Origin of the sequence: Novosphingobium sp. KCTC 2891 (assembly GCF_025938155.1) — a bacterium.
In the GTDB taxonomy this organism is placed as follows: Bacteria; Pseudomonadota; Alphaproteobacteria; order Sphingomonadales; family Sphingomonadaceae; genus Novosphingobium.
Genome location: NZ_JAPCZG010000008.1, coordinates 117,376 through 137,530, shown reverse-complemented (window position 1 = coordinate 137,530; position 20,155 = coordinate 117,376). Strand labels below are relative to the sequence as shown.

20 protein-coding genes are annotated in these 20,155 nt (G+C 67.4%); 7 read left to right on the top strand and 13 right to left on the bottom strand.

The window, feature by feature from the left end; all coding sequences use genetic code 11:
* Positions 1-19 precede the first annotated feature (19 nt).
* Entirely contained in the window at positions 20-1,477 is a 1,458-nt protein-coding gene (guaB, locus tag OLX02_RS15190) for an IMP dehydrogenase (RefSeq protein ID WP_264424209.1), read from the bottom strand.
* Positions 1,478-1,543: 66 nt separating this feature from the next.
* Entirely contained in the window at positions 1,544-3,073 is a 1,530-nt protein-coding gene (locus OLX02_RS15185) for a M28 family metallopeptidase (protein WP_264424207.1), read from the bottom strand.
* A gap of 247 nt (positions 3,074-3,320) precedes the next feature.
* Between OLX02_RS15185 and OLX02_RS15180 the strand changes: the two genes are divergently transcribed.
* Positions 3,321-4,223 (top strand): neutral zinc metallopeptidase, encoded by a 903-nt coding sequence (locus OLX02_RS15180; protein WP_264424206.1) that lies wholly within the window; start codon positions 3,321-3,323, stop codon positions 4,221-4,223.
* 53 nt (positions 4,224-4,276) lie between these two features.
* On the top strand, positions 4,277-4,897 hold the full coding sequence (locus OLX02_RS15175; protein WP_264424204.1) for a hypothetical protein: 621 nt from the start codon (positions 4,277-4,279) through the stop codon (positions 4,895-4,897).
* A gap of 21 nt (positions 4,898-4,918) precedes the next feature.
* Here OLX02_RS15175 and OLX02_RS15170 read toward each other — a convergent pair whose 3' ends face one another.
* From OLX02_RS15170 to sdhC, 4 genes are all read right to left on the bottom strand, one after another.
* Positions 4,919-5,287 carry a hypothetical protein gene (locus OLX02_RS15170; protein ID WP_264424202.1) on the bottom strand — a complete coding sequence of 123 codons (369 nt, stop codon included), beginning with the start codon at positions 5,285-5,287 and terminating at the stop codon, positions 4,919-4,921.
* Between the two features lie 198 nt (positions 5,288-5,485).
* Positions 5,486-7,300, bottom strand: coding sequence for a succinate dehydrogenase flavoprotein subunit (sdhA, locus tag OLX02_RS15165; RefSeq protein ID WP_264424200.1), 1,815 nt, complete (start codon positions 7,298-7,300; stop codon positions 5,486-5,488).
* Positions 7,301-7,303: 3 nt separating this feature from the next.
* Positions 7,304-7,687, bottom strand: coding sequence for a succinate dehydrogenase, hydrophobic membrane anchor protein (sdhD, locus tag OLX02_RS15160; protein ID WP_264424198.1), 384 nt, complete (start codon positions 7,685-7,687; stop codon positions 7,304-7,306).
* 40 nt (positions 7,688-7,727) lie between these two features.
* Complete coding sequence (gene sdhC / locus OLX02_RS15155; RefSeq protein ID WP_264424196.1) at positions 7,728-8,153, bottom strand: succinate dehydrogenase, cytochrome b556 subunit; 426 nt, start codon at positions 8,151-8,153, stop codon at positions 7,728-7,730.
* A 152-nt stretch (positions 8,154-8,305) separates the two neighbouring features.
* Here sdhC and OLX02_RS15150 point away from each other — a divergent pair, with 152 nt between their 5' ends.
* The 3 genes from OLX02_RS15150 to OLX02_RS15140 all read left to right on the top strand — a co-directional run bounded on the left by OLX02_RS15150 (position 8,306) and on the right by OLX02_RS15140 (position 10,824).
* On the top strand, positions 8,306-9,031 hold the full coding sequence (locus OLX02_RS15150) for an SDR family NAD(P)-dependent oxidoreductase (protein ID WP_264424195.1): 726 nt from the start codon (positions 8,306-8,308) through the stop codon (positions 9,029-9,031).
* On the top strand, positions 9,021-9,953 hold the full coding sequence (locus tag OLX02_RS15145) for a 50S ribosomal protein L11 methyltransferase (RefSeq protein ID WP_264424194.1): 933 nt from the start codon (positions 9,021-9,023) through the stop codon (positions 9,951-9,953). Before OLX02_RS15150 ends, OLX02_RS15145 begins: the two co-directional genes overlap by 11 nt.
* Positions 9,954-10,026: 73 nt before the next feature.
* Positions 10,027-10,824 (top strand): enoyl-CoA hydratase/isomerase family protein, encoded by a 798-nt coding sequence (locus OLX02_RS15140; protein WP_264424192.1) that lies wholly within the window; start codon positions 10,027-10,029, stop codon positions 10,822-10,824.
* A 14-nt stretch (positions 10,825-10,838) separates the two neighbouring features.
* Here OLX02_RS15140 and OLX02_RS15135 read toward each other — a convergent pair whose 3' ends face one another.
* From OLX02_RS15135 to recN, 5 genes are read right to left on the bottom strand one after another with little or no spacing between them, the layout of a single operon-like run.
* The gene (locus OLX02_RS15135) at positions 10,839-11,333 is read right to left on the bottom strand and encodes a CinA family protein (protein ID WP_264424190.1); all 495 of its coding nucleotides are present in this window, start codon (positions 11,331-11,333) and stop codon (positions 10,839-10,841) included.
* 27 nt (positions 11,334-11,360) lie between these two features.
* Positions 11,361-11,987: a LysE family translocator gene (locus OLX02_RS15130; protein ID WP_264424189.1), complete on the bottom strand. Its 627-nt coding sequence runs from the start codon at positions 11,985-11,987 to the stop codon at positions 11,361-11,363.
* Positions 11,988-12,006: 19 nt separating this feature from the next.
* Positions 12,007-14,094, bottom strand: coding sequence for an NAD-dependent DNA ligase LigA (gene ligA, locus OLX02_RS15125; protein WP_264424187.1), 2,088 nt, complete (start codon positions 14,092-14,094; stop codon positions 12,007-12,009).
* Entirely contained in the window at positions 14,091-14,783 is a 693-nt protein-coding gene (locus OLX02_RS15120; protein ID WP_319641255.1) for a GNAT family N-acetyltransferase, read from the bottom strand. The genes ligA and OLX02_RS15120 overlap by 4 nt, the downstream gene beginning before the upstream one ends.
* Complete coding sequence (gene recN / locus OLX02_RS15115) at positions 14,780-16,444, bottom strand: DNA repair protein RecN (RefSeq protein WP_264424186.1); 1,665 nt, start codon at positions 16,442-16,444, stop codon at positions 14,780-14,782. The genes OLX02_RS15120 and recN overlap by 4 nt, the downstream gene beginning before the upstream one ends.
* 184 nt (positions 16,445-16,628) lie before the next feature.
* Here recN and OLX02_RS15110 point away from each other — a divergent pair, with 184 nt between their 5' ends.
* Both OLX02_RS15110 and OLX02_RS15105 read left to right on the top strand, forming a co-directional pair.
* On the top strand, positions 16,629-17,543 hold the full coding sequence (locus OLX02_RS15110; protein ID WP_264424185.1) for a UDP-2,3-diacylglucosamine diphosphatase: 915 nt from the start codon (positions 16,629-16,631) through the stop codon (positions 17,541-17,543).
* A complete protein-coding gene (locus tag OLX02_RS15105; protein ID WP_264424183.1) occupies positions 17,540-18,607 on the top strand; it encodes a glycosyltransferase family 4 protein in 1,068 nt (355 codons plus the stop codon). Before OLX02_RS15110 ends, OLX02_RS15105 begins: the two co-directional genes overlap by 4 nt.
* A gap of 127 nt (positions 18,608-18,734) precedes the next feature.
* Here OLX02_RS15105 and OLX02_RS15100 read toward each other — a convergent pair whose 3' ends face one another.
* On the bottom strand, positions 18,735-19,544 hold the full coding sequence (locus tag OLX02_RS15100) for an outer membrane protein assembly factor BamD (RefSeq protein ID WP_264424182.1): 810 nt from the start codon (positions 19,542-19,544) through the stop codon (positions 18,735-18,737).
* A gap of 137 nt (positions 19,545-19,681) precedes the next feature.
* The gene (locus OLX02_RS15095) at positions 19,682-20,131 is read right to left on the bottom strand and encodes an RrF2 family transcriptional regulator (RefSeq protein ID WP_264424180.1); all 450 of its coding nucleotides are present in this window, start codon (positions 20,129-20,131) and stop codon (positions 19,682-19,684) included.
* Between the last annotated feature and the right edge of the window lie 24 nt (positions 20,132-20,155).

The window sequence follows — 20,155 nt, the reverse complement described above, 5'->3', positions numbered from 1 at the left end:
GCCTGCACCCGCGCGCCGATCAGCGCGTGGGATAGTTCGGCGCCTCGCGCGTGATCGTGACGTCATGGACATGGCTTTCGCTCAGCCCCGCGTTCGTGATCCGCACGAACTTCGCGTTGGTGCGCAGTTCTTCGATGCTGCGGCTGCCGGTATAGCCCATCGCCGCCTTGATGCCGCCGACCAGCTGGTGAACCACATCCTTGGCCGGTCCCTTGTAGGGCACCTGGCCTTCGATGCCTTCGGGCACCAGCTTCATCGAATCCTTGATGTCCTGCTGGAAATAGCGGTCGGCCGAGCCGCGCGCCATCGCGCCCACCGAACCCATGCCGCGATACGACTTGTAGGCACGGCCCTGGTAGAGGAATGTTTCGCCCGGCGCTTCTTCGGTGCCCGCCAGCATCGAGCCGATCATGATCGAGCTGGCACCGGCGGCAAGGGCCTTGGCCGCATCGCCCGAGGTGCGCAGGCCGCCATCGGCGATCACCGGCACGCCCGACTTGCTCGCCTCGGCGGCGCATTCCATCACCGCGGTCAGCTGCGGCACGCCGACGCCCGCAACGATGCGGGTGGTGCAGATCGAGCCAGGCCCGATGCCCACCTTGATCCCGTCAGCCCCCGCGTCGATCAGCGCGCGCGTCGCTTCGGCGGTGGCGACATTGCCGGCGATGACCTGCACGGTGTTCGACAGCTTCTTCACCGCCTCGACCGCGCGGGCGACATCGCGGTTATGGCCGTGCGCGGTGTCGATGATGATGACGTCGCATTCCGCCTCGACCAGCGCACGGGTGCGCGCCAGACCCTTTTCGCCAACGGTGGTGGCGGCGGCCACGCGCAGGCGGCCAGCGGCGTCCTTGGTCGCGTTCGGGAAGGTGACGGCCTTCTCGATGTCCTTCACGGTGATCAGGCCGATGCAGTGGAACGCATCGTCCACCACCAGCAGCTTCTCGATCCGGCGCTGGTGGAGCAGGCGGCGCGCCTCGTCTCCGCTGCTGCCGAGCTTGACCGTGGCGAGGTTCTCATGAGTCATCAGCTCGCGCACCGGCTGCGCCGGATTGTCGGCAAAGCGCACGTCGCGGTTGGTCAGGATGCCGACCAGCTTGCCCGACGTTTCGACCACCGGGATGCCGCTGATCCTGTTGGTGCGCATGATCGCCTGCGCCTCGCCCAGCGTGGCGTCGGGCGCGATGGTGATGGGGTTGACCACCATGCCGCTCTCGAAACGCTTCACCGCCCGCACGGCGGCGCTCTGTTCCTCGATCGTCAGGTTGCGATGAAGCACGCCAATGCCGCCCAGCTGCGCCATGACGATGGCCATGTCAGCCTCGGTCACGGTGTCCATCGCGGACGACAGCACTGGAATATTGAGCGAAATCGACTTGGTCAGCCGGGTGCTGGTGTCCGCCTCTGATGGCAGCATATCCGACTCGGCAGGACGCAGGAGAACGTCGTCGAAGGTAAGGCCGAGAGGGATTTCCATGATGGGTGCCACTTCCTGTGCGGGGAGAATCGTGGCGGCCCATGTAATCAAGCCGGCCGCATTCCGCTAGGGGGTACGGGAACCTGCATTCGTTCGACCCGGAAATCGCCGGGCGTCACCGAAATAGCGCACGAGTTCGACCTGCATCTGCACATCGTCCACCATGCCGCCATATTCCACCTTCGCCGCCTCGTCCGACGGACGGTGGTAAGTATCCTCCATGAACTTCTCGAGCCGTTCCTGGTTCGAATAGCTGGTGCTGACCATCACGGCGGGCACATCATGCTGCCGGAACACCCAGCCATCCTGCCGCTTGATGAAGGCATTGGCGGCATCGCCCGGCGCCAGCTTGCGCTTCATCGCGCGCACCACCTGCACGATCCCGGCGTCGAGATCGGTCGTGCCCTTGCCCACCACGCTGAATGGCTGACCGGCGGGAGCCAGCCCCGTGCTGTCGACGTTGAACACCGCCACGATCCGATCGAGCGGCAGCGGCGGGCTTTCGGCAAAGGCCAGCGCCCCCAGCAGGCCCAGTTCCTCGCCCGTGGTCGCCAGGAAATAGACGTCGCGGTCCAGTTGCCGCCCGCGCGAGAGAATGCGCGCGGCCTCGGTGATCACCGCAAGCCCGCTGGCATTGTCCACCGCGCCGTTGCAGATCAGGTCTTCGGCCGGCGGGGACGCGCATTTGCCGAAGTGGTCCCAGTGCGCGACGAGCATGACCGCACCGCTGCCGGGATTGCGGCCTTCCAGCTTGCCGATCAGGTTGTGCGTGCGGATGCGCGTCTCGCGGCTCGTCGCCTCCAGCGTGCCGGACAGGCCCATCAGCCGCGGCGCAAAGTCCACCGCCGCCGCCTCGCGCCGCAGCGCGCTGACATCGGCCACCGTGCCCCCGGCGAGCATGGCATTGGCCACCGCAGAACTGACATAGGCCTCGATGTCCCCGCCCAGCCTGTCGCCCGACAGCGCATAGCCCGCGCGGCGTCGGTGTGCGGTGACGTCGTCGATCGTCTGGTCGCCATCGAGCACGGTCACCACCGCCGCCGCACCGGCATCGAGCAGGCGCCCGGCGCGATCGCCGCCTTCCCTGTCGGGCGCGCTGCCCGGCCGGCGGCTGTCGAGCATCAGCGCGATGCGCCCCGCGAGTTCGATGCGCGGGACCGCCGGCGCATCGCCATAGCCCACGAACACCACCGGCGCGTTTTCGACAAGGCTGCGAATGCCCGATGTGACCACCAGCCCGGCATCGTCGGGCACCACGATCTTGCGCCGTCCGCGCGTGAAGGAAGCGCGGAACGACAGTGGCTCGCGCTCGACCACTTCCACCGGAGCGAACCAGCCATGCGCCGGATCGTTGGTGCCCGATTCCATGCCGATGTCGAACCACTGCCGGGCAAGATAGCGCAGCGTCTTGCTCTCGCCCTCGGTGCCTGGCTCGCGGCCATCGAAATCGTCGCTGGCGAGCGTCTCGACGTGTTGGCGCAGTGCCTTTTCGATCGGATTTTCGCGTTTCGCGGGGGCTGCGGCCGCCAGCATCGCGAACGCGGAAGCAGCAAGGACGATCCGCCCTGATAGCCGCTGCCATGTCCAACGACTCATCGACGCCCCCAAACGCTTCACCGCAAGTCCGATAGCTGTCAAAACCCGTCGGGCGGCGCAAGTTCCCAGTGATACAACAAACATGAACAACGCTTGAGCGCGGCATCGGTGCAACGCCGGGTGCTCATGGCACATGATGGCATCCGGAACGTCTTGCGGAACCATCCCGGGCCGGGGCATTTCCTTTATGCGATGCCGCAAACCGCCAGGGCGATCACGCCCGCCGGAACGGCGAAGGGACAAGACGATGCGGCTCGACGACTACGACGATTCGATCAGGGTGGAAGACCAGCGCGGCCGTGGCGGCGGCTTTGGCGGCGGCGGCGGAGGCCTCCCCTTCGGCCTGCTCTCGCTGATCGGCAGCCGCTTCGGCATCGGCGGGATCATCGTGGTAGTGATCGGCATGGCGCTGTTCGGAGGCCTCGGCAACCTGCTTGGCGGCGGGCAGCAGGGCGTTGTCGGCGGGCCGGTGGCGAGCGGACCGACCGGTGCCAAGTCCATCGCGGAAAGCTGCAACGTCAACGCCTTCAGCCACGAAAGCTGCAACGCGCTGGCCTCGCTCAACCACACGTGGGAACCGATCCTCGCCAAGGCGGGCATCAATGCCGCCGCGCCCAAGCTGGTGTTCTATTCGCAGGCCGGCCAATCCGGCTGCGGTGCGGCGCAGAGCGCGATGGGGCCGTTCTATTGCCCCACCGACCAGGGCATCTACATCGACACCGACTTCTACACCGAGATGGACAAGAAGATGGGTGCCGGTGGCGATTTCGCCCGTGCCTATGTGATGGCCCACGAATATGGCCACCACATCCAGAGCCTGACCGGGCTGTCCGATCAGGTCCATCAGGCGCAGCAGCGCGACCCCAGCCGCGCCAACCAGCTTTCGGTGCGGCTTGAACTTCAGGCGGACTGCTACGCAGGCGTCTGGGCCGCGAAGAACCGCGACCGGATCGAGCCGGGCGATCTGGAAGAAGGCCTGCGCGCCGCGCATCAGATCGGCGACGACACGCTGATGAAGGCCGCAGGCCGGCGGCCGGTGGAGGCCGCCTTCACCCACGGCAGCGCGGCACAGCGCATGACGTGGCTGCGCAAGGGTCTCGACACGGGCAACGAGGACCAGTGCGACACCTTTGCCGACATGGCGGGCTAAGGGCGGAACATCGCCCGCCTTGCCGCGTAGTGCCGAAAACAGGGATGATCGACATGACCAGACGACTGACGATTTCCGCCGGCCTGCTGGCGCTGATGGGGGCCGTGCCGGCCCTCGCCCAGACCGCGGTTGCGCCCAAGGACGTGACCGCGACCGATGTGGTGACCAAGCCGCTCGCGGACATCAACCTCAAGAAAGACGAAATACCGCCTCTCCTGATCGCGGCGCGCGATCACCCGTACGATGTATCGGCACTGCGCAAGTGCGGCCAGATCCAGGAGGAAGTTCGCCAGCTCGACGCCGTGCTGGGCGATGACATCGACGTGGTGCAGGAAAAGTCCCTGTCGGAAAAGCGCGGCAACAGCGTGGGCAACCTGGCCAAATCCATCGTTGGCTCGCTGATCCCGTTCGGCGGCGTGATCCGCGAAATTTCCGGCGCGAACGAGAACCAGCGCCAGTGGAACCTCGCGATCTACGCCGGGTCGGTCCGCCGCGCCTATCTCAAGGGGCTCGGCCAGCAGAAGGGCTGCCGCTACCCCGCCCGCGCGGCAAGCGCCTCTGACGTCGCGCTGATTCAGGCCGCGCGCGCGAAGGAAGTCGCCGCGAAGGAGGCGGAAAAGGCCAAGGACAAGACCGCCTCGGCGCAGACGCCGCCTTCGCGCCGCCGGCGCTGATATCCGCCGAGGCGTTCCGTTTCAGTCGTGCCGGCGGGCGAATTCGCGCTCGACCCGGCGCAGCGCCGCGTCGAGCTCGGCCAGCACCCGCGCCCGCACGCCTGTCGGCATGTAAGCCTCATGCTCCACCTCACGCCGGGCCTCCCGGATCGCGGCGATGGCCTCCTGCCGTCCGGCGTCGATCTCGCGGCGCATCTCGCTCATGTCGATCTCCGGCGGTTCGGGTGGGGCCGGTGGTATGGGTGCGGCCGGTGGCTCGGGCGGCAGCGGCGGCTGGGGCACATCCGGACAGGCGGCCGCCGTGCGATGCGCGGAAGCGGCCGCCATCGGGAACAGCCCGCCCAGCGCCAGTGTCGCGATCATCAACGCGGGTCGGTTGGCAAACGGCATGATCGGGTCCTTTCACTCGCCCCCGAACCCGCCGTCCTGCTAGTTTCGGCTGCGCGTGCGGTCCCGCCCTGCTCTACCAACCGCCAAGGGCAGGCGGACGAACGTCATGGCAGCACGGGCATGGCCGCCCTGACCCCCAAAGAGAAAAGGCCGGAGCTTTCGCCCCGGCCTCATCATTCGCAACCAGACGGACGCGGATCAGTACACGCGCTTCTTGGGCTTGATGTACTCGACGTCGTCGGTGAGCGTGTATTCGTGGACCGGGCGGTAGTCGATCTTCACCGCGCCGCCCTTGCCGCCCCAGCCGTCGAACCAGGTCGCGGTGTGCTTCATCCACTCGGCATCGTTGCGATCGGGGAAATCCTCGTGCGCGTGGGCGCCGCGGCTTTCCTTGCGGTTGTATGCCGAATGCATCGTGACCGAGGCCTGGCTGATCAGGTTGTCCAGCTCCAGCGTCTCCACCAGATCCGAGTTCCAGATCAGCGAGCGGTCCGAAACGTGGATGTCCTGCATCCGCTCATAGGTCTTGGCGAGCTTGACCTTGCCTTCGGCCATCAGTTCGTCGGTGCGGAACACGGCCGCGTGGGCGGACATCGTGCGCTGCATCTCGGTACGGACTTCGGCCGTGGGCGAACCGCCCTTGGCGTGACGGAAGTGGTCGAGACGGGTCAGCGACAGGTCCGCGCTGTCCTTGGGCAGCGAGTTGTGCGCGGTGCCCGGCTTGATCAGTTCCTTGAGGCGCAGGCCAGTGGCGCGGCCAAACACGACCAGGTCGATCAGCGAGTTCGAGCCAAGGCGATTGGCGCCATGGACCGAAACGCAGGCCGCTTCGCCCACCGCGAACAGGCCGGGGATGATCGTCTCCGGATTGCCGTCGGCACCGATGGTGACGACTTCGCCGTGGTAGTTCGTGGGGATGCCGCCCATGTTGTAGTGGACGGTCGGCACGACCGGCAGCGGCTGGCGGGTCAGGTCGACGCCGGCGAAGATCTTGCCGCTTTCGGTGATGCCCGGCAGGCGCTCGGCCAGCACCTTCTGGTCGATGTGATCGAGGTGCAGGTAGATGTGGTCCTTGTGCGGACCTACGCCGCGACCTTCGCGGATTTCCAGCGCCATCGAACGCGAGACGACGTCACGGCTGGCCAGATCCTTCGCCGAAGGAGCGTAGCGTTCCATGAAACGCTCGCCTTCGGAGTTGGTGAGGTAGCCGCCCTCGCCGCGTGCGCCTTCGGTGATCAGCACGCCCGCGCCGTAGATGCCGGTCGGGTGGAACTGGACGAATTCCATGTCCTGCAGCGGCAGGCCCGCGCGCAGCACCATGCCGCCGCCATCACCCGTGCAGGTGTGCGCCGAAGTGGCGGTGAAGTACGAACGGCCATAGCCGCCCGTCGCCAGCACGACCGCGTGGCTGCGGAAGCGGTGGATCGAACCATCGTCCATGCACAGCGCGATCACGCCGCGGCACTGGCCGTTCTCCATGATCAGGTCGATCGCGAAGTATTCGATGAAGAAGTCCGCGTCGTACTTCAGGCTCTGCTGATACAGCGCGTGGAGCATGGCGTGGCCGGTGCGGTCGGCCGCGGCGCAGGTGCGCTGCACCGGCGGGCCTTCGCCCATGTTCTGCATGTGGCCGCCGAACGGACGCTGGTAGATCGTGCCTTCGGCATTGCGGCTGAAGGGAACGCCGGCGTGTTCCAGTTCATAGACGGCCGCCGGAGCTTCGCGCACCATGTATTCGATGGCGTCCTGGTCGCCCAGCCAGTCCGACCCCTTGACGGTGTCGTACATGTGCCAGGTCCAGTGGTCCGGGCTGTTGTTGCCGAGCGAGGCCGCGATGCCGCCCTGCGCCGCAACGGTGTGCGAGCGCGTGGGGAACACTTTGGTGATGCAGGCGGTGCGCAGGCCGGCCTGGGCCGAACCCATGGTGGCGCGCAGGCCCGAGCCGCCGGCCCCCACCACGACGGTGTCGTAGGTGTGGTCGATGATCTTGTAGGCAGGCTGGGTAGAAGTCATGGCTCAGGCGCCCCCGAGAGCAATACGGATAACCGAGATGATGCCGAACGCGGCACCGGCGAAGGGCACGATGTTGACCAGCAGCCACGCGACGACCTTGCCGCCTTCTTCGTGGATGTAGTCTTCCAGCATGACCTGCACGCCAAGGCGCGCGTGATAGAAGGTGTTGATCAGGATCAGCACCAGCGCCGTCGACGGCACCGGCTTGGACAACCAGGCGTGGACGGTCGCGTAATCGTGCGACGGCATCAGCGCCAGGCTGACCAGCAGGAACGGAATGAGGACGAGGTTGCCGACCGCAGTCAAGCGGCTGAGCAGCCAGTGGTGCGTGCCCTGGTGGCTGGAGCCGAGCCCGCGGACGCGACCGATTGAGGTACCGTTACCCATGAAACCCCCGAGTGTTGGGAAGGACAGATCGTGCCGGCGCTCAGCGCAGCAGCACGAAAGCCCAGAAGAGGATGGTGGCGAGGACGGAGAAGACCAGCGTCAGCGTCGACCAGCGGGCGTTGGTTTCAAGCTCGTAACCCGCGCCGATATCGAGCACGAGGTGACGGATGCCCGAAGCCGCGTGCTGGAAGAACGCCCAGGTAAGGCCGACCAGGACCACCTTGCCGAGCAGCGCGGTCACGACCTGAAGGCCGCCACCGGTGCCGAGCCAGACCCAGTCGAGGAACGTCTGATAGCTTTCCGGACCACTTGCGATCGCGCCGACCCACCACAGCAGCAGGCCCAGGCCCGCGAAGGCCAGACCGTTGCCGGTAACGCGATGCAGGATCGAGACCAGCATCGCCGGGCCCCAGCGCCAGATCTGGAGATGCGGCGAAAGTGGCCGGTTGCTGCGCGCCTGCGCCATTGTAACCCCCTCGAATTGGTTGACGGACCGGGCCTATGCCACGGTCGGGACGCGATTCGTATTAGTCGAAATGCTATCCTGTGCAAGCAGGCCGAAGGTCCAAATGCCATCCGCCGGTTGCAGCGCGGCAAATCAATGGCCTAGAGGGGGCCATGGAAACATCGACCTTGCCCCCCGCAGCGCTCGTCACCGGGTCCACCCGCGGCATCGGCGCGGCGATCGCGGAGTCCCTCGCGGCGCGCGGCATCCGCGTGGTCCGCCACGGCAGCCGCCCCGCCCCCGGCGTGATCGGGGCCGACCTGGCCGATCCCGGCGCCCCGCAACGGCTGTGGCAGGCGGCGCTGGAAGCGGCGGGCGGCACCATCGACGTGCTGGTGAACAATGCGGGGCTGTTCGAGGCCAACCCGATCGCCGGGTCGGACATCGCATGGCTCGACGCGTTCGAGGACACCTTGCGCATCAACCTGACCTCTGCAGCCCAGCTTTCCCGCTTTGCCGTCCAGCACTGGCTGGAGCGCGGCCATGCCGGCCGCATCGTCCATGTCGCCAGCCGTGCGGGCTATCGCGGAGATTCGCCCGACCACTGGCACTATGCGGCAGCCAAGGGCGGCATGATCGCCATGCACAAGACCATAGCGCGCGGTTATGCGGCGCAAGGGATCCTGAGCTTCGCGATTACCCCCGGCTTCACCGACACCGCCATGGCCGGCGATTATCTCGCCAGCCGGGGCGGTCCCGGCCTGCTGGCCGACATCCCGCTTGGCCGTGTCGCGACCCCTGACGAAATCGCCACGATCGCGACCTTCTGCGCGCTCGACGCGCCGCCCAGCATGACCGGCACCACGATCGACGCCAATGGAGCCAGCTATGTCCGCTGAAAGCTGGAAGATTACCGTTTTTGGCCCGCGCGGCGTGATTGAGGCGGCCCTGGTCAGGCACGAGGATGCCATCGACTGGAATCCTGACATTGTCATCGCCGGCAGCGAAATCGCCGAGGACAAGCCCGAGGACTGGCAGCTCGAGGCCTGGATGGGCCGCAAGCCCACCAAGGCCGACAAGGCCTCGATCATCAGCCTGTTCGGCGATGATGCGCCGAGCCTGATCATCGAGAAGCTGCCCGAAACCGACTGGGTCACGCTCAGCCAGCAGGGCGTCGAGCCGATCCACGAAGGGCCGTTCTACGTCCACACGCCCGACTATCCCGACCTTGATGCGCCGGGCATCCGCAATTTCCTGATCCCCGCCAGCCAGGCCTTCGGCACCGGGCAGCATGCCACCACGGCGGGATGCCTTGCCATGCTGGCCCACATGAAGCGGCAGGGCGTTCGCGTCCGCAACCTTGCCGACATTGGCACCGGCACCGGCCTGCTCGCGTTCGCCGCCATGCACCTGTGGCCGCGTGCGCGCGCCACAGCCAGCGACATCGACGCGGTGTGCGGTCCGGTTGTGGCCGACAATGCCGATGCCAACGGCATCGCGCTGGGCGATGGGCCGGGACGCATGGCGATGGTGATCGCCCAGGGCATGGATCATCCCCTCCTGCGCGCCGCCGGGCCCTATGATCTGCTGATCGCCAACATCCTCGCCGGACCGCTGGTCGAACTCGCCCCCGATTTCGCTGCATCGGTCGCGCCGGGCGGCAGCGTGCTGCTTGCCGGGCTGCTCGAAACGCAGGAACCGGCCGTGCGCGCCGCCTATCGCAAGGCCGGCCTGCGGCTCGCAGCACGCATGGTGCGCGGCGACTGGTCGATCCTGTGGCTGCGGCGGCGCGGCGCCGGCGAATGGGCGCGCCACCGGTAACGCCCGGCTTGTCCCCCTGCATCTGGTGCGGTATCGCCACTTAACCGGACAATTAACAAGCGGGGATGCGGAGATGAGCTACAACACGATTCTGATCGAAAAGCGCGGCGAGGTCGATTGGCTCACGCTCAACCGGCCCGACGCGCTGAACTCGATTTCGTCGGAGATGGTGGGCGAGCTGAACGACTACTTCGGCAAGCTCTATCATGATCGCACGGTCCGCATCGTGGTGATGCGCGGCGCAGGAAAAGCGTTCTGCGCCGGGCTGGATATCAAGGAGCGCAGCGACGAACGCGGCGAAGTGCCATTCGGCGGGGGCTTCGGCTTCCAGGGGTGGCTGGCCGACGTCTATATCAAGATGCGTCGCTGCCCGCAGCCGATCGTCTCGCTGATCCACGGCCCGGCGTGCGGTGGCGGCTTCGCCTTCGCGCTTGCTTCGGACATTCGCATTGCGGGTGAAAGCGCGCGCATGAATGCCGCTTTCATCAAGCTCGGCCTGTCCTCGTGCGACATGGGCGTCAGCTATTTCCTGCCCCGCCTCGTCGGCACATCGGTCGCCTCGGAGCTGATGCTGACCGGCCGTTTCATCCACGCTCCGCGCGCGCTCGCCACCGGCCTCGTTTCCGAAGTCGTGCCCGACGAACAGCTGGAATCGGCAGCGCAGAGCTATGTCGACGATATGCTCGCCGCATCGCCGATGGGTCTGCGCATGACCAAGGAAGGCATCAATGTCTCGGTCGACGGCTCCAGCCTGGAGCACGTCATGGCGCTGGAAAACCGCAACCAGCTGATGACGGCGGGCAGCAAGAACTTCGCCGAGGGGATGCGCGCCTTCCTCGAAAAGCGCCGTCCCGTCTACGTTCCGGAGTGATTCCCGAACAACACCTAACGTGACGTGAGCGTGTCCCGGAGCAGCGTCAGCGCTGCCCGGGCAAACGCCTGCATGTTGCCCAGCCGGTCCTCGCTGCCGGTCTCGACCAGCACCGATGCGGTGACGCCGTCCGGCCCCACGACACCGATCGCGCTGGTGCCCGATGCCACCCCCAGCGGATGCTTGCCCGGCCCCGCCGCGCCCGTTTCGGCAATGCCCCAGTCGGCATCGAACCGCGCACGGATCAGTTCCGCCTGCCGCAGCGCATAGGCTTCCGTAGCCGAGCGATAGGGACGCAGGCTGCCCGGTTCATGCCCCAGCAGGATGCGCCGGCCCTTCAGCGTGTAGACGATGCCGGCCCCGGTGAAATAGGCGGAGGCGCCCGGCATCGCCAGCAGCCCGGCCGAGATCAGCCCGCCCGTCGCGCCATCGACCACCGCGACCGTCTGCCCCCGCGCCTTGAGCAGCGCGCCCGCTTCGGCGCCGAGCGCCGCCAGTTCTTCCAGCATCCCCATCCCCTTGTCGTTATGTGATTGTCAGGTGCGAGACCCCAGCATGGCGAGGCCGAACGCCACGAACAGCCCGCCCGTGACCCGGTTGAACAGCGTCTTGAGCGAAGGCCTCGTCAGGGCCGAGGCGATCGAGCGACCGCCCAGCGCGTAAACGAAATACCACGAGATCTCGATGACGCCGAAGGTCAGCACCATCACGCCGAACTGCGGCAATTCGGGCCGCGAGGCATCGATGAACTGCGGCAGGAACGCCGCGGCAAACAGCAGCGCCTTGGGATTGCTGATACCGATGACGAAAGCCGTGCGGAAGATTCGCCAGGTCGAAAGCTGCGGCGAAACCTCGCCCTCGCCGATGTCGATGGGGGCATCCTCGGCTGTCCAGGCCTTGTAACCGAGCCAGATCAGATAGCCCGCGCCGAGCACGCGCAGCACCGCGAACGCGCCGGGAATCGCCAGCAGCAGCGCGGTCAGCCCCAGCGCCGAGGCGGTGAGCAGGCTCAGCACCGCGACGAAGCACCCGGCCATTGCCGCCACGCTGCGGGCCACGCCCAGTTCGACGCTGCGCGCCATCACATGGAGCATATTCGGCCCCGGCGACGCGGAGACGAAAAAGACGGTGACCACGAACAGCCACCAGGTGTGCAGCGCCATGTTGTTCCCCTTTTCGCGTTCAGCCGGCCGCGCGGACGATCTCCGCCCATGCGGCCTCGTCAATCACCGGCACACCGAACTTTTCCGCCTGCTTGAGCTTCGATCCCGCCCCCGGCCCGGCGACGACAAGGTCGGTCTTGGCGGAGACGGTGCCCGCCGCGCGCGCGCCCAGCGCCTCGGCCTGCGCCTTGGCCTCGTCGCGGCTCATGGTTTCGAGCTTGCCCGTGAACACCACGGTCTTGCCCGCGACTTCGCTGGCCCGGGTTTCGACGATGTAGTCGGGTGGGCTGACTTCGGAGAGGAGGTCGTCCCACACCTCGACGTTGTGGTGCTCGTGGAAGAAGTCGCCCAGCGCCTCGACCACCACCGGACCGACGCCTTCGATGGAGAGCAGTTCGCCCGCAGCTTCGCTTGCCGCCTCGGCATCGCCGCCATGCGCGCGCTGTGCCGTCTCGCGCAGCGCCGGCAGCGTGACGAAACGCTTCATCAGGTCGCGCGCGGTCACCGCGCCCACGTGGCGGATACCCAGTCCGAACAACAGCCGGGCGGCATCGGGCGAACGCTTCGCTTCGATCGCTGCCAACAGGTTATCCACAGACTTGTCCTTCCACCCCTCGCGCCCGACGATGTCGCTGCGGCGCTTGCGAAGGCGGTAGATGTCTGCCGGGCTTTCCAGCCAGCCCAGCGCGAAGAACTCGGCGATGGTCTTCTCGCCCAGCCCCTCGATATCGAGCGCACCGCGGCTGACGAAGTGCTTGAGTCGCTCGGTCCGCTGTGCCGGGCAGACGAGGCCACCCGTGCAGCGGACGTCCACTTCGCCCTCCTCGGCCACGGCTTCCGATCCGCATTCGGGGCAGTGATCGGGGAAGGCATAAGCCTCGCGCGGTTCGTCGCGCGTCAGGTTCTCGACCACCTGCGGGATGACGTCGCCCGCGCGCTGCAGCACCACGCGGTCGCCCACGCGCACGCCCAGCCGGCCGATCTCGTCACGGTTATGCAGCGTCACGTTGGTCACGGTCACCCCGCCCACCAACACCGGCTTGAGCCGCCCCACAGGGGTCAGCTTGCCGGTGCGGCCCACCTGGATGTCGATGGCTTCCAGCGTCGTCTCGGCCTGCTCGGCGGGAAACTTGTGCGCCATGCCCCAGCGCGGCGCCTTGGCGACAAAGCCCAGCCGCTCCTGCCAGTCGAGCCGGTCCACCTTGTAGACCACGCCGTCGATATCGTGCGGCAAGTCCGCGCGGGCCTGCTGGATGGCGCGGTAATGCGCGGTCATGTCGGCCACGGAATGACAGCGCACCAGCAGCGAGGAGACCGGCACGCCCCAGCGGGCGATGCGCTGCATCATGGCGAACTGCGTGGTCTCGGGCACGTCGCTGGCCGCACCCCAGCCATGCGCGAGGAAGCGCAAGGGCCGGCTCGCAGTCACGCTCGCGTCCTTCTGCCGCAGCGATCCCGCTGCCGCGTTGCGGGGATTGGCGAAGATCTTCTCACCCTTCTCCGCTTGGGCTTCGTTGAGCGCGAGGAAATCGGCCTTGGCCATATAGACCTCGCCGCGCACCTCGAACACCGCCGGCACGTCGAACAGGCCCTCGCCGCGCAGTTCCTGCGGAATGTCGGCAATGTGCGCGACATTCGCCGTCACGTCCTCGCCCACCTGCCCGTCGCCGCGCGTGGCCGCGCGCACCAGCCGTCCGTGCTCATAGCGCAGCGAGCAGGACAGGCCGTCGATCTTGTCCTCGGCGGTCATCGCCACCTCGGCGTCGGCCGGCAGCGCCAGGAAGCGCCGCACGCGCGCCACGAAGTCCTCGACCTCCTCGTCGCTGAAAGCGTTGTCGAGGCTCATCATGCGAACCTCGTGCGTCACTTTCGACAGCGGCGAGGCGGCGATCTCGTGTCCCACCTTCCGGCTCGGGCTATCGGCGCGGATCAGATGCGGGAACGCTGCCTCGATCTCGGCATTGCGGCGCACCAGCGCGTCATATTCGGCGTCGGTGATCTCGGGCGCGTCCTCGGCGTGGTAGAGCCGGTCGTGCCGCGCGATCGCTTTCGCCAGCCGCATCAGCTCGTTCGCCGCATCCGCTTCGGTCAGTCCCTCGACGCTCATTCCGCCTTCCCGAGTATCGTCGCCACCATTTCCCGGCGTGGCCGGAAGCCGAGCGATTCGTAAAGCCGGATCGCGCCAGCGTTGCCGGCATAGCTGTGCAGAAACGGCGTGTCGCCGCGCGCGATCAGGCCGGCCACGACCCGGCGGATCAGCCGGGCAGCAAGCCCCTGCCCGCGAAATTCGGGCCAGGTACACACGCCGCTGACTTCAGCCAGCCCATCACCGGGGCGCATCCGCTCGCCCGCCATCGCCGCGAGCCGCCCGTCGATGCGGACGCCATAGAATTGCCCGTAGCGCCAGGTCGATGGTCCCCATGGCCCCGGCTCGGTCGCCAGTGCCAGCGCGGTCATCTCGGGCACGTCGCCCTCGCCCAGCGGAACGATATCTGCCTCATGCGGCGCGAGCGGCAGCCCGCCATCCGCGATCATCTGCAACAACGGCGCGGTGCGAACCGTTCTCGTGCCCGGTGGCGGCGGCACCGTGCCAGGCTCCACCAGCCATACCTCGTCCGCAATGTCGTGCAGCAGCCCGGCCAGTGCGGCCTTGCATCCGGGCGCCGCTGCGGCAAATGGTCCATAAGCCGGATCGAGCCTGCGCACATCGCCCCGCGCCACGGCCAGCGACGCCTGCCGCCCGCCCAGCGCATTCCACACCGGCCGGTCGAGGGGGTGTCCCGTTTCCATGCTCATGCCTGTTCGAGCAGCCGGTCCGCCTGCGCCCGCGCCTCGGCGGTGATTTCCGCGCCCGAGAGCATCCGCGCGATTTCCTCCTGCCGTCCCGCGGAATCGAGCAGCGTGACCGACGTGCGCGTCACCGTGCCCTCGCTCGACTTGGCGATGAGGTAGTGCGCGTTGCCGCGCGCCGCGACCTGCGGGCTGTGCGTTACCGCCAGCAGCTGCCCACCGTGCGCCAGCCGCGCCAGCCGCTCGCCGATCGCGCTGGCCACCGCGCCGCCCACGCCCCGGTCGATCTCGTCGAAAATCACCGTGGCCGCACCGCCTTCTTCCGCGAGCGCCACCTTGAGCGCGAGGATGAAGCGCGAAAGCTCGCCGCCGCTGGCGATCTTGGCCAGCGGGGCGAAGTCGGCGCCGGGATTGGTCGAGATCAGGAATTCCACCGCGTCCACGCCCTGCGCGCCCCAGCGGTCATCTGGCAGGCGCACCACGGCGGTCCGGAACTTTGCCGCATCGAGTTTGAGCGGCGCGAGTTCCGCCGCCACTGCCGCATCAAGCCGCCGCGCCGCTTCTGCGCGTGCCACCGACAGCAATTCCGCCTTGGCGCGATAATCGAGGCCCGCTTCCTGCGCCGCCCGCGCAAGGCCGGCCATCTGTGCCTCGCCGCCTTCGATCGCATCGAGCGCGGCGCGCATCGCGGCCATCTTCTCGGGCAATTCATCGACCGTGCAATGGTGCTTGCGCGCTGCGGCGCGCAGATCGAACAGCCGCGTCTCGATCCGGTCGAGCAGCGCGGGATCGTGCGCGAGCGCCTCGGCCGCCTGCGCCAGCTTGTCCTCGGCCTCGCCCGCCTCGATCACCGCGCGGTCCAGCGCCTCCAGCGCCTCGGCCAGCAGGGGCAGTTCATGCGCGATCCGGTCCAGCCGCCGGGCCGCGCCGCGCAAGGAGGCCAGCGCGGAATCCGATCCCGTCCACAAGTGCTGCAAGGTGGCAAGGTCGCCCGAAAGCCGCTCGCCCTTCTGCATGGTGGCGCGCTGGCCGGCGAGTTCCTCTTCCTCGCCGGGCACGGGTTCCAGCGCGGTCAGTTCGGCAAGATGCGCCAGCAGCAGGTCCTGCTCTGCGGCAGCCTGCTCGATCTGCGCCCGCGCGGCAGCCAGTGCATCCTCGGCCCGGCGCCACTTGTCCCACGCATCGGCCACGGCCGCCACGTCGGTCCGGGCGTAACGGTCCAGCAACGTGCGGTGGCCGCGCGCGTTGACCAGCCCGCGATCGTCATGCTGGCCGTGCAGTTCGACAAGGCTGCGGGCCATCTCGCGCAGCAGCGCCACGCCCACCGGCTGGTCGTTGACGAAAGCCTTGCTACCCCCATCGGCGCGCAGACGCCGGCGGATAATGAGCGGCTCGCCCGGCTCCACATCGATATCCGCATCCGCGAGTGCGCCGCGCAAAGGCCCGGGAAGGCTGGCGAATTCGAAGGTCGCGGTCACGCTGGCCTGATCTTCGCCCGCGCGCACCAACCCGCTGTCGGCGCGGTCGCCCAAAATCAGGCCCAGCGAATCCAGCAGGATCGACTTGCCCGCGCCCGTCTCGCCGGTCAGCACGCCAAGACCGCCCGAGAACGCCAGGTCCAGCGCCTCGATCAGCACCACGTTGCGAATGGAAAGGCCGGTCAGCATCTGCCCCCGGTCTTAGCGCGGCGCATCGGCTTCGTCACCATCCGTTCTCCCCCTGTTCGCCCGGACAAGCCGGCTGCCGGCATCACGCCGCGCCTGTTGCAGCAGTGTGACAGGGTGCCACGCGAACGAAACGTGATTGTGACAGGAGATTCGGAGCAGGACCAGACGATCCAGGAGGCACCCGATGGCAAGCCGCAACAAGGCCAGCGCCGCAATGCCGAGCATCACTGAACTCGCCACGTCGATTCCCGCATGGCTGGAACATCCCGAGCCCGTCAGCTTCCGTCCCAAGCGGCGGGTGCGGACGGTCTGGATCTCGGACCTTCACCTTGGCACACGGGGCTGCAACGCCCCTATGCTGCTGGACTTCCTCGCCTCGATCGAATGCGAGACGCTCTACCTCGTGGGCGACATCGTCGATGGCTGGCGACTGTCCAAGGGCTGGTACTGGCCCGACGCGCACAACGAAGTGGTCCGCCGCGTGCTCAAGATGGCGCACCGCGGGACGCGCGTGGTGCTGATCGCGGGCAACCACGACGAAATGCTCCGCCCTTATGCGGGCATGAACTTCGGCGGTGTGGAACTCGCGCTCGATACGATCCACATCACCGCGGACGGGCGCAAGCTGCTCGTCACCCACGGCGATGGCTTCGACGGCGTGGTGCTCTACGCGCGCTGGCTCGCCTTCCTGGGCGACAAGGCCTACGAAGTGCTGCTGCGCGCCAACCGCTGGGTCAACGCGGTGCGCCGCCAGTTCAAGCTGCCTTACTGGTCGCTCTCCGCCTACATGAAGAAGCGGGTCAAGAACGCGGTCCAGTTCGTCTGCGACTTCGAGGAAGCCGTGGCCCATGCCGCGCGTGACCAGGGCGCCGACGGGGTGGTCTGCGGCCACATCCATTGCGCCGAAATCCGCCAGATCGGCGGGGTGACCTACTACAACGACGGCGACTGGGTCGAAAGCTGCACCGCGCTGGTCGAGGACTTCGTCGGCGAGATGTCGATCATCGACTGGGCCGCCGAAACCCGCAAGCACCATGCGGCCACCGCCACGGCCGCTCATCCGCAGCCCGCCCCCACGCGCGAGAAGGAAACGGCATGAGGATCGCCATCTGCACCGATGCCTGGCACCCCCAGGTCAACGGCGTCGTCCGAACGCTTGCCACCACCGTGGACCGGCTGATCCAGCGCGGGCACGACGTGGAACTGATCACACCCAGCCAGTTCTTCACTTTCGCCCTGCCGGGCTACAACGAAATCAGGCTGGCGATGGCCCCCCGCTTCGGCCTGCGCCGCACGCTCAGGGATTTCGCGCCGGACATCGTCCACATCGCCACCGAAGGCCCGATCGGCTGGAGCGCGCGTGGCTGGTGCAAGGCCAACCGCGTGCCCTTCACCTCCGCTTTCCACACGCGCTTTCCCGATTATGCAGCGGTGCGGACCGGGATCGACGCGGCGCACTTCTGGCCGCTGATGCGGCGGTTCCACGCCCCCAGCCACGCGGTCCTCGTCTCCACGCCCACGCTGGCCGCCGAACTCGCGCAGCAGGGAATCGGCCACGCGCGGCTTTGGTCGCGCGGGATTGACGGAGACCTGTTCCACCCCGGCCACGCTCCCCTGGAGGAATACGCCGGCCTTGCCGGTCCGATCATGCTGAACGTCGGGCGCGTCGCGGTTGAAAAGAACCTCACCGCGTTTCTCGATGCGCCGGAGGAAGGCTCCAAGGTCGTCGTCGGCGACGGCCCGGACCTCGCCATGCTGCGCGCGCGGTACCCGCACGTCACGTTCCTCGGTGCACTTTCGGGCGAGAGGCTCGCGCGGGCCTATGCCGGAGCCGATGTGTTCGTGTTCCCCAGCCGCACCGATACCTTCGGGCTGGTGATGATCGAGGCCCTGGCCTGCGGCGTGCCGGTCGCGGCATTCCCCGTCCCCGGCCCGCTCGATATCATCGGGGCCGAAGGGCGCGGCGCGACCAGCAACCTGCCTATGCGCGTGGGCGCTGTTCACAAAGACCTGTCACGCGCCATCACCGAAGCGCTGCGCTGCGATCGCATGGGCGCGGCCGTCCACGGCGCGAGCTACAACTGGGACCGCGCCACGGACCAGTTCCTGTCCGCGCTGACCACCGCCGCCTCGTCGCGCATCGAACCGATGATCGCCGCCTGATTCTTTCGAACCGCCCGTCGCCCCCCAATCGCCTGAACGACGGGCAAACTGAAAGGGGCCGCTCCTTGCCCGGAGCGGCCCCTTTTCTTCGTCGGATAATGCCGGCCCGGAGAACCGAACCAAAGCGTCAGACGGCAGAAGTGCCGGGCGCCTTGTCGTTCATCAGCTTGAACGCCTTCTGGTACCACTCGCTGCCGGGATAGTTGTTGCCCAGCACGGAGGCGGCCTTCTGCGCTTCTTCGGGCACGCCCAGCGCAAGGTAGCTCTCGACAAGGCGATACAGCGCCTCGGGCGTGTGGCTGGTCGCCTGATACTTGTCGACCACGGTGCGGAAGCGGAGCGTGCCTGCCAGCCACTTGCCGCTGCGCTGGTAGAAGCGGCCGATCTCCATTTCCTTGCCCGCGAGGTGATCGTTGACAAGGTCGAGCTTCAGCTTCGCATCGGTGGCGTAATCCGTGTTGGGATAGCGGCGCGACACTTCGGTCAGCGCGTTCAACGCCTGCTGCGTGATCTTCTGGTCACGCGTGACGTCGCTGATCTGCTCGTAATAGCAAAGCGCGATCAGGTAATAGGCGTAGGGCGCGTCCTTGTTGCCGGGGTGGATCGACAGGAACCGCTGCGCCGACTGCACCGACTTGGGATAGTCGCGCGCGGCGTAGTAGCTGAACGCGCTCATCAGCTGTGCGCGGCGCGCCCACGGCGAATAGGGATGCTGGCGCTCGACTTCGTCGAACAGCGCCGCCGCCTGCTTGGGATTACCCCGGTCGAGCCGGTCTTTCGCGGCAGCGTAGAGCGTGTCCACGTCGCGCGCGACATAGGCCACGTCCTTCTTCGACTTCGCACCGCCGGCACAACCGGCGGTCAGGCCCAGAGCGGCGGTTGCGGCGGCAAGGACGACGAGCCGCAGGGAAGCGCGGGCGGAAGCAGGAAGGGTCATGTCCGCCCTATAACCAGCGGCCCGATGAACGCCAAGTGAAGTTCGCGTGCATCTTCAAGATGCTGCAAGGATGCCGCGAAGTGCATCGAAAAAAGTCCGCGAAACAGGCCCGAAACGTGCCCGTTCAGCCCTCGCTTTCAGGCGGTTGCGGGCTCCACGCCTTCGAACGGCGGTTCCAGCGGAATCGGATCGGCCAGCGTGACGCGGTCCAGCATCGCCGCCATCTCGTCGCGCAGTTGGAGCATGAGTCCGCGCAGCCGGCATTCGGCTTCGGGCAGGCAGTTGGCGCAAGTCTCGTGCGCGTTGCGGCTGGCGCAGGGCACCAGCGCAAGGCTGCCGCGCGTCAGCCGGATGATGTCGCCATAACGGATGTCGACCGGCGACAGGGCCAGTTCATAGCCGCCCTCGCGCCCACGCTGCGAGACGACGATCCCCTCTCGCGCCATTTCCGAAAGGATCACGGTCAGGAACTTGCGAGGGATATTCTGCGCCTCGGCAATCGCATCCAGCCGCACCGGGCCTTGCCCGAAAGTATCGGCCAGGTGCTGCAAGGCGCGGATGGTGTAGCGCGTCTTTTGCGATAGCATAGGGGTATCAGATGGCGCGTTGAC